12 protein-coding genes are annotated in these 15,537 nt (G+C 67.6%); 7 read left to right on the forward strand and 5 right to left on the reverse strand.

The features are described 5' to 3' along the window. Window positions 1–8: 8 nt before the first annotated feature. The 4 genes from N440_RS07115 to N440_RS07130 form a co-directional block, all read right to left on the reverse strand. On the reverse strand, window positions 9–470 hold the full coding sequence (locus N440_RS07115; protein WP_133934555.1) for a DUF4304 domain-containing protein: 462 nt from the start codon (window positions 468–470) through the stop codon (window positions 9–11). Between the two features lie 138 nt (window positions 471–608). Continuing rightward, window positions 609–1,190 carry an NAD(P)H-dependent oxidoreductase gene (locus tag N440_RS07120; protein WP_049457466.1) on the reverse strand — a complete coding sequence of 194 codons (582 nt, stop codon included), beginning with the start codon at window positions 1,188–1,190 and terminating at the stop codon, window positions 609–611. Window positions 1,191–1,257: 67 nt separating this feature from the next. After that, the gene (locus N440_RS07125) at window positions 1,258–1,653 is read right to left on the reverse strand and encodes a MerR family transcriptional regulator (protein WP_133934556.1); all 396 of its coding nucleotides are present in this window, start codon (window positions 1,651–1,653) and stop codon (window positions 1,258–1,260) included. A gap of 4 nt (window positions 1,654–1,657) precedes the next feature. Continuing rightward, window positions 1,658–2,437 carry a 3-oxoacyl-ACP reductase gene (locus N440_RS07130; protein ID WP_208322798.1) on the reverse strand — a complete coding sequence of 260 codons (780 nt, stop codon included), beginning with the start codon at window positions 2,435–2,437 and terminating at the stop codon, window positions 1,658–1,660. A 120-nt stretch (window positions 2,438–2,557) separates the two neighbouring features. Between N440_RS07130 and N440_RS07135 the strand changes: the two genes are divergently transcribed. The 6 genes from N440_RS07135 to recJ all read left to right on the forward strand — a co-directional run bounded on the left by N440_RS07135 (window position 2,558) and on the right by recJ (window position 11,369). Then, window positions 2,558–3,229: a 4-hydroxy-tetrahydrodipicolinate reductase gene (locus tag N440_RS07135; RefSeq protein WP_243831368.1), complete on the forward strand. Its 672-nt coding sequence runs from the start codon at window positions 2,558–2,560 to the stop codon at window positions 3,227–3,229. 309 nt (window positions 3,230–3,538) lie between these two features. Continuing rightward, window positions 3,539–4,666: a glutamine-hydrolyzing carbamoyl-phosphate synthase small subunit gene (gene carA / locus N440_RS07140; protein WP_133934558.1), complete on the forward strand. Its 1,128-nt coding sequence runs from the start codon at window positions 3,539–3,541 to the stop codon at window positions 4,664–4,666. Between the two features lie 149 nt (window positions 4,667–4,815). Continuing rightward, window positions 4,816–8,058, forward strand: coding sequence for a carbamoyl-phosphate synthase large subunit (gene carB / locus N440_RS07145; protein ID WP_133934559.1), 3,243 nt, complete (start codon window positions 4,816–4,818; stop codon window positions 8,056–8,058). An 8-nt stretch (window positions 8,059–8,066) separates the two neighbouring features. Then, window positions 8,067–8,531, forward strand: coding sequence for a transcription elongation factor GreA (gene greA / locus N440_RS07150; protein ID WP_026347191.1), 465 nt, complete (start codon window positions 8,067–8,069; stop codon window positions 8,529–8,531). A 4-nt stretch (window positions 8,532–8,535) separates the two neighbouring features. Beyond that, on the forward strand, window positions 8,536–9,453 hold the full coding sequence (locus tag N440_RS07155; RefSeq protein ID WP_133934560.1) for a phosphoglycerate mutase: 918 nt from the start codon (window positions 8,536–8,538) through the stop codon (window positions 9,451–9,453). A gap of 158 nt (window positions 9,454–9,611) precedes the next feature. Beyond that, window positions 9,612–11,369 (forward strand): single-stranded-DNA-specific exonuclease RecJ, encoded by a 1,758-nt coding sequence (recJ, locus tag N440_RS07160; RefSeq protein WP_133934561.1) that lies wholly within the window; start codon window positions 9,612–9,614, stop codon window positions 11,367–11,369. Window positions 11,370–11,422: 53 nt separating this feature from the next. Here the strand turns inward: recJ and N440_RS07165 are convergent, their stop codons facing one another. After that, window positions 11,423–12,697: a DUF1176 domain-containing protein gene (locus N440_RS07165; RefSeq protein ID WP_243831297.1), complete on the reverse strand. Its 1,275-nt coding sequence runs from the start codon at window positions 12,695–12,697 to the stop codon at window positions 11,423–11,425. Here N440_RS07165 and N440_RS07170 point away from each other — a divergent pair. Next, window positions 12,621–15,515, forward strand: a complete 2,895-nt coding sequence (locus tag N440_RS07170) for a VIT domain-containing protein (RefSeq protein ID WP_133934562.1) — start codon at window positions 12,621–12,623, stop codon at window positions 15,513–15,515. The genes N440_RS07165 and N440_RS07170 overlap by 77 nt on opposite strands. Window positions 15,516–15,537: the final 22 nt, after the last annotated feature.

The raw sequence follows: 15,537 nt of genomic DNA on the forward strand, positions 1-15,537 counted from the left end.
TCCCGGGTTCAGACCTCTCTACGGATGATCGCCCGGAAGCTTCCGTCCCGATTCAATCGCCGCACCGACTCGCGGTTTCCGTGGGCTGCCGCGAAGCCCGCCACATCGGCAAGGGCCCCGAGCAGCAGGCCTTTCAGCGCATCACGATTGCCGGCCTCCAGCAGATCATCCAGATCCTGCTGGATGAAGGCCCGGCGCAGACCGGGCGTCTCTTCGATCCGCCAGTCGACATGCGGCGTGGGAATGCTGGAGCGGTACCTGAACGCAGTTTCCAGATCGGAAGGTGCAAGCGGATACTCAAGCAGCTCTGGAAAGTAGAGCCCGGCATTCACATAGAAGCCCCGGTGTTCGCTGGCGCGTTGGTGGTTCACGACAAGCAAGGCGCCCTCCAGCAGCCGGTAGCGGGTGGTGGTGGTCCCGGCAAAGCCTGTCTTCCTTGCGCATCTGCTGAAGACCGTCGCGGATTTCATGGGGCCCGCCTGGGCTGGAGGAAGGGCCCACAGCCTTGTCGCGCCGTGCGCGAGGGTCAATTGGCAAACGCGACACGCGCAACGAGCGCCCCAGGTGGGTGCGAACCTTGGTTCGCACGCCTTGCCCCTGGCCTGAATCTACCTGGCGCGGGAACCGAGCTCCGCTGCCAGCGCCAGCCACCTGCTGCGTTGCGCCGGCGTGCTGCTGCGCACCGCACCGAGGCGGCTGATCTTCACTGGGCGGAAGCCGCAGAACGCCAGGATGGTGGCGCGGATCTGCGCAATGCCCGGGTCGCGGTAGATCCAGCGGTAATACCAGGGCGGTGTGTCCAGGGTGGTGATCACCCGTGCGCTGCGGCCGGCCAGGAGCCGATCCCACCACACCGAATCGCGCCGGTAGCGGAAGGCGTACCCCGGCAGCAGCACGCGGTCGAAGAAACCCTTCAGCAGGGCCGGCATCGCGCCCCACCAGGTGGGATAGACCAGCACCAGGTGATCGCAGGCTTCGATCGCATCGGCGACGTCCTGCAGATCGGCTTCCAGTGGCTGGATCTGGCGGTAGCCGTGGCGCAGCACCGGGTCGAATTCGAGCTCGCCCAATGCAATCAGGCGCACCCGGTGGCCGGCGTTTTCGGCAGCGGTGGCGTAGCGCTGGGCGAGGGCGCCGCACAGGCTGTCGCGGTCGGGGTGGCCCAGCAGGACAAGGATGGAGCGGGACACGGCAACCTCGGGCAATGGAAAGTGCGCGAGGGTGGGCTATGCCCCAGGGGCAGAGTCAAACGCCGGGTCAGGCGCCGACAGGGCAGCCGCTGGGCTGCAGGACGCAGTCGCCACTGCCGGAGTGCAGCCACTGCCGTAGTTCGTCGCTGACCTGCTGCAGGTCAAGCTCGACCTGTTCCAGCCGTGCGCGCTCGCTGGCAATGCGGCTGCGCTGCTGCTCCAGCAGGGCCAGCACGGCCGGCCAGTCGAGCCGCCCATCGCGGCCCTGCAGCTGCGAGACCGCCGCCAGGGAGATGCCCAGTGCGAGTGCCTGGCGGATCAGCTGCACCCAGGCCACGTCCTGCTCGCTGTAATCCCGGTAGCGGTTCACGCGCGGCACCGGGGGCAGCAGGCCGCGCGCCTCGTACAGGCGGATGGCCTTGGCGCTGGCGCCGGTCAGGCGGCTGACCTCGGAGATGCGCATCGGCTCAGTCCCGCACCAGCCCGCCATCGACCACCAGGTTCTGGCCGGTCACCGCGCGCGACCAGGGGCTGGCGAAGAACAGCGCCGCATCGGCGAACTCGACCGGGGTGGTGACGCCGCGCAGCGGGGTGTTGGCGGCGATGTAGTCGAACACCGCCTCGGGCGTGGCAGCGCTGGCATCGGTGGTGCGCAGCAGGCCGCCGGACAGCATGTTGACGGTGATGCCATGCGGGCCGAGGTCGCCAGCCAGGGTGCGGGTCAGTGACAGCAGCGCGGCCTTGGCCGCAGTGTAGTCGTGGTAGGGCACGACCGGGTTCTGGAACAGGTTGGTGCCGATGTTGATGACGCGGCCGAAACGGCGCGCCTGCATGCCGGGCAGCGCGGCCTGCACGGTGTTGAGCGCGCCACGCACGCTGCCCTCGAACTGCGCCTGGAAGGCCGGCCAGCCGATATCGGCAGCGCTGTCGCGCGCATCGCCATTGAACGAGAAGCTCGCCAGCGCGTTGTTGACCACGGTGGTGACGCCCTGGCCGAAGTGCGCCAGCGCCTGCTGCAGTATGGCGTCGACCTGGGCGCGGTCGGTGACGTCGGCCGGCAGCGCGATCGCCTGTCCGCCCAGTTCGGCAGCCAGGGCCCGTGCAGTGACCTCGCTGCGGCGGTAGTTCACGATGACGCGCGCGCCCTGCGCGGCGAAGGCGCGGGCGATGTGCGTGCCAAGGCCGCGGCCGGCGCCGGTGACCAGCACCAGTTGTTCGCTGATCTGCATGGTGGAACTGCCATCCATTGCGTGAAAGGGCATGCAGCGTAGCAGCGATGGCGCTTGCCGGAGCGGGTGCGCTGCCGCTAGCCTGCGGGCATGAACCAGACTCCCCTGCGATTGCTCATTCACGGCGCCTCCGGGCGCATGGGCCAGGCCCTGCTGCGGCTGGCTGCTGAACACCCCGAAACCCTGCAGATCGTGGCGGCGGTGACCGGCCGCGCGCCGGCCCAGCGCGTGGTCGACGGCGTGCCGTTCTTCGCCGCCAGCGAGCTGCCCGGCGCGCCGGTGTTCGATGTGGCAATCGACTTCAGCCTGCCGGAGGGTTTCGACCCGATGCTGGCGCTGTGCGTGGAGCGGGGCGCGGGCCTGGTGTCGGGCACCACCGGCATCTCCAGTACGCAGCGCCAGGCGCTGGAGGCCGCGGCAGCGAAGATCCCGCTGGTCTGGGCCTCGAACTTCAGCCTGGGCGTGGCGGTGCTGGACGAGCTGGTCGAGCGCGCCGCACAGGCGCTGGCCGGCTGGGACTGTGACATCGTCGAATCGCACCACACCCAGAAGAAGGACGCGCCGTCGGGCACCGCGCTGACCCTGGGGGCGGCCGCGCAGCGGGGTGGGGCGCAGCCGCACTACGCCAGCCTGCGTGCCGGCGATATCGTCGGCGAGCATCTGGTGCAGTTCACCGGCCTCGGTGAGCGCATCGAGCTGGTGCACCGGGCCACCAACCGCGACATTTTTGCCCGCGGCGCGCTGTTCGCCGCCCGCCAGCTGCACGGCCGGGCGGCCGGCAGCTACCGGGTGCGGGACCTGCTGGCGTAAGGCGGTGGTGCCGGCCGCTGGCCGGCAACGTCCGGGCGCCCGATGGCAGGGGGATTGCCGGCCAGCGGCCGGCACGACCAGGCGGCGGCCCGCGCATACGCCGCCGGATTGAAATGAATGCGCAATCGCCTGTTCATGAACAGCGATAACCGCTGGCGCGAGCGCCCCGGCAGCGCTACAATTCGCACTCGCCGAATCACGAAAGCCGGACCGGTCCCAGACCGTACGTCCGCGCTTTTTTGCAACCGGATTTCCGTGAAGCGCAGGCGTGACTTCGGCAGCCCCCTCGGTAGCCAAAGTGAGATTTCCGTGACCCAAGCCGCAATCCTCGTCCTCGAAGACGGCACCGTATTCGAGGGCGAATCCGTAGGCGCGCCCGGCCTGTCCGTCGGTGAGGTGGTGTTCAACACCGCCATGACCGGTTACCAGGAAGTGTTGACCGACCCGTCCTACGCCCGGCAGATGGTCACGCTGACCTATCCGCATATCGGCAACACCGGCATGACCGACCAGGACAATGAAGCGTCCAAGGTGTGGTCGGCCGGCCTGATCGTGCGCGACGTGCCGCGCCGCCCCAGCAACTGGCGCAGCCAGGTGTCGCTGCAGGACTGGCTGATCCAGCGTGGCGTGGTCGCCATCGCCGGCATCGACACCCGCAAGCTGACCCGCATCCTGCGCGAGAAGGGCGCGCAGAACGGTGCGCTGATGGCCGGCGACATCGACGTGGAAAAGGCACTGGAAGCCGCCCGCAAGTTCCCGGGCCTGAAAGGCATGGATCTGGCCAAGGTCGTCACTACCGAGAAGACCTACACCTGGACCGAGGGCCAGCTGGACCTGGATGCCAACGCCTTCGCCAGCGTGCCGGCGAAGTTCAAGGTCGTGGCCTACGATTTCGGCGTGAAGACCAACATCCTGCGCATGCTGGCCGAGCGCGGCTGCGAAGTGACCGTAGTGCCGGCGCAGACCCCGGCCGCCGAAGTGCTGGCGCTGAAGCCGGACGGCGTGTTCCTGTCCAATGGCCCGGGTGACCCGGAACCGTGCGACTACGCCATCGAAGCGATCAAGACCTTCATCGACGTGAAGATCCCGACCTTCGGCATCTGCCTGGGCCACCAGCTGCTGGGCCTGGCCTCGGGCGCCAAGACCATGAAGATGGGCCACGGCCACCACGGTGCCAACCACCCGGTGCAGGACCTGGACAACGGCCGGGTAATGATCACCTCGCAGAACCACGGCTTCGCGGTTGATGAATCGACCCTGCCGGCGACCCTGCGCGTGACCCACCGTTCGCTGTTCGACGGCACCAACCAGGGCATCGCCCGCACCGACGTGCCGGCGTTCTCGTTCCAGGGTCACCCGGAAGCGTCGCCCGGCCCGACCGATGTCGGTCCGCTGTTCGACCGTTTCGTGGCCCTGATGGAACAGAGCAAGGCGTGATCAGTACGTCGCCGGCTTGCCGGTGGCGTCGCGATGGACCGTAAGCCCCCGCATCGCTGCTGCCGCTGGCGCGGCGCTGCGGATCAAGATTCCTGATCGACAGCGTGCGATCACCCCCCTTGTCACGCTGTACTGACTTAGAGAAGAAAATGCCCAAGCGCACTGACCTCAAGACCATCCTCATCATCGGTGCTGGCCCGATCGTCATCGGCCAGGCCTGCGAGTTCGACTACTCCGGCGCCCAGGCCTGCAAGGCCCTGCGCGACGAGGGTTACCGCGTGGTGCTGGTCAACAGCAACCCGGCCACGATCATGACCGACCCGGAGATGGCCGACGCCGTCTACATCGAGCCGATCAACTGGCAGACGGTCGAGAAGATCATCGCCAAGGAAAAGCCTGATGCCCTGCTGCCGACCATGGGTGGCCAGACCGCGCTGAACTGCGCGCTGGACCTGGCCGACCACGGCGTGCTGGAGAAGTACAACGTCGAACTGATCGGTGCCAAGCGCGAAGCGATCCGCATGGCCGAAGACCGCGAGCTGTTCCGCGTGGCCATGGGTGAGATCGGCCTGGAATGCCCGACCGCTGCCGTCGCCCACACCCTGGACGAAGCGCTGGAGATCCAGACCCGCGTCGGTTACCCGACCATCATCCGCCCCAGCTTCACCCTGGGCGGCAGCGGTGGCGGCATCGCCTACAACCGCGAAGAGCTGGTCGAGATCGTCAGCCGTGGCCTGGAACTTTCGCCGACCACCGAAGTGCTGGTCGAAGAGTCGGTGCTGGGCTGGAAGGAATTCGAGATGGAAGTGGTCCGCGATACCGCGGACAACTGCATCATCGTCTGCTCGATCGAGAACCTGGACCCGATGGGTGTGCACACCGGCGACTCGATCACCGTGGCCCCCGCGCAGACCCTGACCGACAAGGAATACCAGCGCCTGCGCGATGCTTCCATCGCCGTGCTGCGCAAGATCGGCGTGGATACCGGTGGTTCGAACGTGCAGTTCGGCATCAACCCGAAGACCGGCCGCGTGGTCGTGATCGAGATGAACCCGCGCGTGTCGCGTTCCTCGGCGCTTGCGTCCAAGGCCACCGGCTTCCCGATTGCCAAGGTCGCCGCCAAGCTGGCCGTGGGTTACACCCTGGACGAACTGAAGAACGAGATCACCGGCGGCCTGACCCCGGCCTCGTTCGAGCCGTCGATCGACTACGTGGTCACCAAGATTCCGCGTTTCGCCTTCGAGAAGTTCCCGGCTGCCGACGCCCGCCTGACCACCCAGATGAAGTCGGTGGGCGAGGTGATGGCGATGGGCCGCACCTTCCAGGAGTCGGTGCAGAAGGCCCTGCGTGGCCTGGAAACCGGCAAGGTCGGCTTCGATCCGACCGGCCTGGACCTGGCCAACGAAGAAGACCTGCAGACCCTGCGCCGCGAGCTGAAGGCGCCGGGCCCGGAGCGCCTGTTCTTCGTCGCCGATGCCTTCCGCGCCGGCATGAGCGTGGAAGAGATCTACGCGCTGTCGTTCATCGACCACTGGTTCCTGGACCAGATCGAGGAAATCATCGCGGCCGAAGCTGAGGTGACTGCGGGCGGCATCGATGCACTCGACGCGGCGCGCCTGCGCAAGCTCAAGCGCGCCGGTTTCTCCGACGCCCGCCTGGCCCAGCTGACCGGCACCAATGAAGCGGCCATCCGCGCTCTGCGTCGTGCGCACAAGGTGCGCCCGGTCTACAAGCGCGTGGACTCCTGTGCCGGTGAATTCTCCACCGGTACTGCCTACCTTTACTCGACCTACGAGGACGAGTGCGAGGCCGCGCCGACCAACCGCGACAAGATCATGATCCTGGGCGGTGGCCCGAACCGCATCGGCCAGGGCATCGAGTTCGACTACTGCTGCGTGCACGCGGCGCTGGCACTGCGCGAGGATGGTTATGAAACCATCATGGTCAACTGCAACCCGGAAACCGTGTCGACCGACTACGACACCTCCGACCGCCTGTACTTCGAACCGCTGACCCTGGAAGACGTGCTGGAAATCGTCGAGCTGGAACAGCCGAAGGGCGTGATCGTGCAGTACGGCGGCCAGACCCCGTTGAAGCTGGCACGTGCGCTGGAAGCCAACGGCGTGCCGGTGATCGGCACCAGCCCGGACTCGATCGACCTGGCCGAAGACCGCGAGCGCTTCCAGCAGCTGGTCGATACGCTGGGCCTGAAGCAGCCGCCGAACCGCATCGCCCGCAACGACCAGGAAGCCCTGCTGCTGGCCCGCGAGATCGGCTACCCGCTGGTGGTGCGCCCGAGCTACGTGCTGGGTGGCCGCGCGATGGAAATCGTCTACGGCGAATCCGACCTGGCCCGCTACGTGCGTGACGCGGTGAAGGTGTCCAACGATTCGCCGGTGCTGCTGGACCGCTTCCTCGACAACGCCGTCGAGTGCGACGTGGACATCATCGCCGACAAGGACGGCAACGTCCTGATCGGTGGTGTGATGGAGCACATCGAAGAAGCCGGCGTGCACTCGGGTGACTCGTCCTGCTCGCTGCCGCCGTACTCGCTGTCGGCCAAGACCCAGGCCGAACTGCGCCGCCAGGTGGTGGAGCTGGCCAAGGCCCTGAACGTGGTCGGCCTGATGAACACCCAGTTCGCTATCCAGACCAGCGAAGAGGGCGATGACACCATCTACCTGCTGGAAGTGAACCCGCGTGCCTCGCGCACCGTGCCGTTCGTGTCCAAGGCCACCGGCATGCCGCTGGCCAAGATCGCCGCGCGCTGCATGGCTGGCACGACCCTGGCCGAGCAGGGCGCGACCAAGGAAATCGTGCCGGACTACTACTCGGTGAAGGAAGCGATCTTCCCGTTCGCCAAGTTCCAGGGCGTCGACCCGATCCTTGGGCCGGAAATGCGCTCCACTGGCGAGGTGATGGGCGTGGGCCGCACCTTCAACGCCGCCTTCGCGCGTGCGCAGGAAGCCGGTGGCATCAAGGCGCCGCCGGTCGGCAAGGCCTTCGTCTCGGTCCGCGATCCGGACAAGAAGCGCGTGCTGCCGGTGGCCAAGGCGCTGCTGGCGCGTGGCTACAGCCTGGTCGCCACCCGTGGCACCGCCGCATGGCTGCAGCAGCACGGCATGGACTGCGAGATCATCAACAAGGTGGTCGAAGGTCGCCCGCACATCGTCGATTCGATCAAGAACGGCGAGATCGTCTACATCGTCAACACGACCGAAGGTCGTTCGGCGATCAACGACTCGTTCTCGATCCGTCGCGAGGCGCTGCAGCACCGCGTCACCTACTCGACCACCATTGCCGGCGCCAAGGCGCTGGTGGATTCACTGGAATTCCGCGGCACCGGCCCCGTCTGGTCGTTGCAGGAGCTGCACAAGGAGTTGAATGCATGAGAGCCCCCATCACCATGAAGGGCGCGCAGAAGCTGCGCGACGAACTGGATCACCTGAAGTCGGTCAAGCGCCCGAAGGTGATCGCCGCGATCGCCGAAGCGCGTGAGCACGGTGACCTGAAGGAGAACGCCGAGTACCACGCCGCGCGCGAGGAACAGGGCTTCATCGAAGGTCGCATCAAGCAGCTGGAAGGCGAGCTGTCGCACGCCGAGATCATCGACGTGAGCAAGCTCAATGCCGGCTCCAAGGTGGTGTTCGGTGCCAGCGTGACCCTGGCCGACGTGGAAACCGACGAAGAGAAGAAGTACCAGATCGTCGGTGACCTGGAAGCGGACATCAAGCTGGGCCTGATCGCCATTTCCTCGCCTGTGGCGCGCGCGATGATCGGCAAGCTGGAAGGCGATTCGATCGTGATCGACGCGCCGGCCGGCCAGCGCGAGTACGAGATCGTCAGCGTCAGCTACGTGGACTGACGAGGTGGCAACGGCGACCCTGCTGTTGCCGGCGCGCAGCCGCCTTGCGGCGGCTGCATTGCCGGACGACGTGGCGCGCGCCCTGGGGCGCGCCACTGCTTTGCAGCTGGACGCCGGTGAGCGCGCCCAGCTGCAGCGTCATTTCACAGTGGCCGCGCCGCAGTGGCCGGTGGCTGCGTTGACCCGCCAGCGTGACGTCGGCGATGCCGCCGGCGCCCGCTGGCTGCGCGCCGATCCGGCCTGCATGGTGCCGGACATGCACGGCGCGCGGATGATGGCCTACGGCGAAACGCTGCGGCCGACCCTGGCCGACAGCCTGGCCCTGTTGCCGGTGCTGCAGCCGTTGTTTGCCGATGCCGGGTTCGTGCTCGACGCACCGGATCCTTCGCGCTGGTACCTGCGGCTTCCGATCGACCTGGCGCTGCCCGAGTTCGACAACCCGGACGAAGTGCTGGGCGATGACCTGTTCTCGCACCTGCCGGAAGGCGAGGGTGGCCGCCGTTGGCGGGCCTTGATGACCGAGGCGCAGGTGCTGCTGCACAACCATTCCTGGAACCAGCAGCGCGTGGCCCAGGGACAACAACCTATCAATTCACTCTGGTTCTGGGGTGGTGGCGTGATGCCGGTGTCGGTCAGCACGGCGCATGCGCAGGTGCGCAGTCGTGATGCCCTGCTGCAGGGCCTGGCGCTGGCGGCTGGCGTGGCGGTGGATGGCGAGCAGGCGGTGGATGCGCTGGTCGACCTGCGCCAACTGCGTTCATCGCAGCAGTTGGGCAATGATGCGATCCGGCCGCTGCTGGCCGCGCTGAAGCGAGGCGAGCTGCAGCGACTGGTGCTGGACTTCGAAGACGGCCTGCAGTTCCAGCTGGACCGTGGCCAGCGCTGGCAGTTCTGGAAGAAGCCGCGGCAGCTGCACGACTGAGCACCCGATTGGATCCAGTAGAGTCGACCGTTGGCCGACTGCCTTTCGCCCGGATGCAGGAAGCCGCGCGCGTTGCGCGATGATCCACCAACAGTCGGCTCTACCCGCCGGTGGCTGTGGGGGTATCATCCTCCTGTCTTTCGTAACCGGCGATGCCGATGTCCCTTGCCGCCGATGCTGTACAGCCATCCCCTGATACCCCGACGATCCGCCGCCGCGATGCGGTCGCACCCGGCCGCTGGCCGGAGGGCACGCTGCCGCTGTTGGCCAGGTTGTACGCAGCGCGTGGCGCGGAAACGCCGGAGCTGGCACTGCCGAAACTGGGCAATCTGCACGCGCCCGAGCTGCTGACCGGCATCGATGATGCAGTGGGCCTGCTGGTCGAGGCCATCGCCAATGACAAGCGCATCCTGGTGGTCGGCGATTTCGATTGTGATGGCGCTACCGCCTGCGCGGTGGGCGTGCGCGGCCTGCGCATGCTGGGCGCGCAACATGTCTTCCACGCGGTGCCGAACCGCATGGTGCACGGCTACGGCCTGTCGCCGTCGCTGGTGGAGGAGCTGGCCGAGCTGCGGCCGGACCTGCTGGTCACGGTCGACCATGGCATTGCCTGCCACGCGGGCGTGACCGCGGCCAAGGCGCGTGGCTGGCAGGTGCTGGTCACCGACCATCACCTGCCGGGCCCGCAGCTGCCGCCGGCTGATGTCATCGTCGATCCGAACCTGGATGGCGATGCCTTCCCCAGCAAATCGCTGGCCGGTGTCGGCGTGATCTTCTACGTGCTGATGGCGTTGCGCCGGCAGATGCGCGAGGCCGGCGTCTTCGCCGATGGCAAGGGCCCGGACCTGACCACACTGCTGGACCTGGTGGCGGTCGGTACCGTCGCCGACCTGGTGGCGCTGGATCCGAACAACCGTGCGCTGGTCAGCGCGGGCCTGCGCCGGCTGCGTGCCGGGCAGGGCTGTGTCGGCCTGCGAGCGCTGATCGAAGCCAGTGGCCGCGATGCCGCACGGCTGACCGCCACCGACATCGGCTTCGCACTTGGGCCGCGCCTGAACGCTGCAGGCCGGCTGGAGGACATGGCGCTGGGCATCGCGCTGCTGCTGACCGAGGATCCGCGGCAGGCACGCGACATCGCGCAGACACTTGAGCAGATCAATTCGGAACGGCGCGCGGTGCAGCAGTCGATGACCGACGACGCCGAGCAGGCGTTGACCCGCGTGGTGCTGGACATGGATGGACAGCGGCCGGTGGCGGCCTGCCTGTTCGATGCTGACTGGCACCCGGGCGTGGTGGGCCTGGTCGCGTCGAAGATGAAGGACCGCCTGCATCGCCCGGTGATCGCCTTCGCCCCGGCCGAACCGGGCGCCGACACGCTGCGTGGCTCGGCCCGGTCGATTCCCGGCCTGCACATCCGTGACGCGCTGGCGCTGGTCGACGCGCGCCATCCGGGCCTGATCGAACGTTTCGGTGGGCATGCGATGGCCGCCGGCCTCAGCCTGCGCCTGGATCACGTTGACGACTTCAAGGCCGCCTTCATCGCCGTGGTGCTGGAAATGCTCGACCCGGCGGCCCTGCAGCAGCAGGTCCTCAGCGACGGCGAACTGGCGGCGGACGAGCTCGACCATCGCCATGCCGACGCGCTGCGCCTGGCCGGGCCGTGGGGTCAGGGCTTCCCGGAACCGCTGTTCGACGGCCATTTCGAAGTGGCCAACTGGCGCGTGCTGAAGGAGCGCCACCTGAAGCTGGAACTACGCCTTCCGGGCGTGCCCGGCACGATCAACGCCATCCACTTCGGCGGCTGGCACGGCAATGCACCGGCGCGCCATGTGCATCTGGCCTATCGCCTGGCCTGCGATGACTATCGTGGTGGCAGCGCGATCCAGCTGATCGTCGAGCACTGCCTGCCCGCATGAAAAAAGGGGACGGAGGGGATTAAGTCGTAAACGGCAAACAAGGTATAAGCGACTTAATTCCCTCCGTCCCCTTTTTCCAATTCGGTCACCCGCGTCGGCAGGTTCCAGGTGCCGCCGGGTACGCCGCGGCACAGGCCTGCTGCAATTTCCGAGGTGGCGACGAAGGCGGTGCCATTCCAGGTCCAGGTGTTCTGCGAAATGCAGTCACCCAGGCCGCGACCCTTCTGCGCCGCGATGATCTGGCCGTCGGCGTAATCAATCGCATCACTGGTCACCCACTGCGGGTGGAAAGGTGCCTGCGGTCGGGCCACCCAGTAGCCGTCGCCGGTGTTGTAGGCCGCGCGCCAGCAGGGCACGTTGACCAGTACGTGCTGCGCGTCCAGGCGCCGGATCTGCAGCGGGGAATTGCTGAGCGGAGCATCGGCGTCGGCCTCCAGCAGTCCTTCGCAGCTGTTGTCCTTCAGCGTCGCACGCAGTGCCGCGCGCAGGGCGGGTGCGGCGGCCAGCCGTGCAAACGCCGCGTCGTCAGGGGGCGAGTCCACGGTAGCGGCCCTGTACACCAGCGGTACAGGCAGTGCGGCGGGTACGCTGGATTCCGGCCTGCTGCCCGTGCGCATCATGGCGCCGGGCGTGCCGAGGCGGCCCTGATATTCGTCGATCTTCAGCAGCACTGCTGCCGCACCGCTGTCCGATAGGGGCCAGCGGTGGCCGGCGGCATCGGTCACGCTGATTCCGCCGTCACGTACCAGAGCCGACAACAGTGCGCTGGTCTGCGCGGCATTCAAGCTGTGGGTACCTTCACCCTTGACGGGAGCGAGCGCGCCGAGATCCCGCTGCCGGATGTGCAGGCGGAGTGCGCCCTCGGGCTGTGCCTGGCCCTCATCCGGCTGCAGCGACAGGCGTGCCTCGATGGCCTGCCCGGGGCCGCCCCTGCGGGTGAGCAGGACGCTCAGCGTACTGTCCTCGTCGGCCGCGTAACCCGCGGCTCGGCAGGTCAGGGTGTTGTCACAGGCCACAACCCAGTCGTGGTGCTGGAAATACAGGCTACCGGCCGCGGCTGCAGCCGCGACGCCCCCCGGACAGGCCAGTGCCAGCAGGGCGGCGGGCAGGCAGAATCGCATCGGCATCCTTGCGCGTGGGGGAATGTGCGGATGGTGCCTGCCAGCGCAGGCAAAGAAAAGCGGCGCGGGGTCCAACCCCGTCCAGGCCGTTCGTGCGTTCAACGGTCCACGATCCCACTGGAGTCCCGTCATGGTCTTCGCCCGTTGCTGCGCCGTGTTGATGCTCGCTCTCGCGATCTGGCCCGCTGGCGCCCAGATGCCACGCATTACGCCGCTGCTGACCGCGCCTGCCGCCGAACAACCGGTGCAGCTGCAGCGTGCCCGCATTGAAGGTGAAGCGCTGGCCGGCATTGCCCAGACCCGGATCACCCTCGAGTTCCACAACCCGAACCGGCGCGTGCTGGAGGGCGAGCTGCAGTTCCCGCTGGCCGAGGGCCAGCAGATTACCGGCTTCGCGTTGGACATCGATGGTGAGCTTCGTGATGCCGTTCCGGTGCCCAAGGACCGTGGCCGCCAGGTGTTCGAGGAGATCGCCCGCCGTGGTGTCGACCCCGGCCTGCTGGAACAGACCGCCGGCAATCAGTTCCGGCTGCGCATCTATCCGCTGCCGGCCGGTGGCAGCCGTCGTGTGCAGCTGGTGATCCGCGAGCCGCTGGTGTTCACTGCCCAGGGCTGGCAATGGGCGCTGCCGCTGCAGTTCGCTGCCAATGCCGCATCGGTCGAGCTGAAGCTGCAGGCGCCGGGCACGGTCACGGCAGGTACCGCGCCATTCCGCATCAGCGCAGGCCAGCTGCAGTGGCAGGGCCGCGGTGCACAGCTGCCGACGCAACTGCAGTGGAGCCTGCCGGCGACACGGCAGGCACAGGTACAGGTGGCGCCCTGGCAGGACGGCTACTACCTGCTGGCGCAACTGCCGGTGCCGGTCCGGCGTGTGCCCCGCACGCTGCCCAGTGAGATCGGCCTGCTGTGGGATGGTTCCGGCTCGGCCGGTCAGCGCGATCGCACGCGCGAATTCGCACTGCTGGATCGCTACTTCGCCGCGATGGGCGAAGGCACGGTGGCATTGACCGTACTGCGCGATCGTGCCGAGCCAATGCGCCGCTTCCGCATCCATGGTGGCAACTGGAGCGAACTGCGCGCAGCGCTGCAGGCGGTGCGCCCGGACGGCGCCAGCGCGCTGGCGCAATGGCAGCCGCAGCCCAGCGTGAAGGAATACCTGCTGGTCAGCGATGGTCTGCTGACCTATGGGCCGGAACAGCTGCCGACGATGGCGCCGGATCAACGCCTGTTCGCGATCAGTAGTGCAGGCGCGCGTACCGATGCCGTGCGACTGCGTGGCTGGAGCGAAGCGCATGGCGGACGCTTCGTCGCGCTGGGTAATGATGTTGATGCGGCCGCTCGCGAACTACTGTCGTCGCCGTTGGACGTGCAGGTCGATGCGGGCCGTGGCGTACAGGACGTGGTGATCGATCGTCGCAGTGAAGCCCAGGGCTGGTTGTGGCTGCATGCACGACTGGCGGCCGACGGTGTGCCGATGCGGGTACGTGTTGACGGGAGTGAATGGCTGGCGCTCCCGCCGACGCAGAAGAGCGAGGACGGTGCACTGTTGGCTGGACTGTGGGCGCAGGCACGCCTGCAGCAGTTGGCCGTGGACCGCCGTGGCAACCGCGAGGTGATGCAGCTGCTGTCACAGCAGTTCGGCCTGGTCGGCCCGGATACTTCGCTGATCGTTCTGGAAACACTGGAAGACTACCTGCGCTATGCAATCCGTCCGTCCGGCACGCTGCGCGCCGACTACGATGCACGCTTTGCACGGCAAGTGAGCGACCGCGCCGCAGCCGATCGCCAGCGCCTGGATGAGGTGGCCGCTCGCTGGAAGGAGCGCCAGCAGTGGTGGAACCGCAGCTGGCCGAAGGGCGCGCCGCCGCAGGCGAAGGAAATGGCGCTGGAAGTGGCATCCGCAGGCTACGCAGCCGAATCCGCACCCGTGGCGATGCTGGCAGCCCCTGCGCCTGCCCCGCCGGCTGCGCCTTCACCGATGGCAGCGGCTGCCGAGCAGCGCATGGACGCCAGCAGCGCACGCGCGCGCCGCTCAGCACCTGCATCGAACAAGGCGCTGGATGCGATCGCAGTCACCAGCGGGTTCGTCGACGCATCCGCTGCTGCCAACGATGGCCAGCTCGGCATCCAGCTGGCGGCATGGCAGCCGGATTCGACCATCGCCCGACGCCTGCGCCAGGGGCCGCCGTCGCAGCTGTACGACCGCTACCTGGCCGAACGTGAGGCACATGCTGATAGCAGCGCATTCTTCCTCGACGTGGCCGACCTGCTGCTGGAGCAGGGCCAGCGCGACCTGGCACTGCGCGTGCTGTCGAACCTGGCCGAGATGGACCTCGACAACCGCCACCTGCTGCGCGTGCTCGGCTACCGGCTGATGCAGGCCGACGCCTCTGCACTGGCGGTGCCGGTGTTCGAGCAGGTGCTGGCGATGGGCCAGGAAGAACCGCAGAGCTTCCGTGACCTGGGCCTGGCACTGGCGGCCGCAGGCAAGCCACAGCAGGCGCTGGTGCCGCTGTACCAGGTGGTGGTGCGGTCGTGGGACAGCCGCTTCGATGGCATCGCCCTGATCGCGCTGGATGAGCTGACCGACCTGGTCGCACGCAGTACGCCGCGCCTGGATACCCGCAGCATCGACCCTCGGCTGTTGCAGGCGATGCCACTGGACCTGCGCGTGGTGCTGTCATGGGATGCCGACAACAGCGACATGGACCTGTGGGTGACTGACCCGAACGGCGAGCGCGCCTACTACGGCAATCGCCTGACCTACCAGGGCGGGCAGATGTCGCAGGACTTCACCGGCGGCTATGGTCCAGAGCAGTTCTCGCTGCGCAACGCCAAGCCAGGCACGTACAAGGTAGAGGCGAATTACTTTGGCAGCCGCCAGCAGCTGGTGACCGGCGCGACGACCCTGATGCTGCGCCTGACCACCCATTGGGGCACGCCCAGGCAGAAGGACCAGAGGGTCACGATGCGGCTGAAGGACCGCGCCGAGACCGTGCTGGTGGGCGAGTTCACGGTGGAATGAGTCACCCTGGGCCGATGCGGAG

Source organism: Stenotrophomonas sp. CC22-02, from assembly GCF_004365115.1.
In the GTDB taxonomy this organism is placed as follows: domain Bacteria; phylum Pseudomonadota; class Gammaproteobacteria; order Xanthomonadales; family Xanthomonadaceae; genus Stenotrophomonas; species Stenotrophomonas forensis.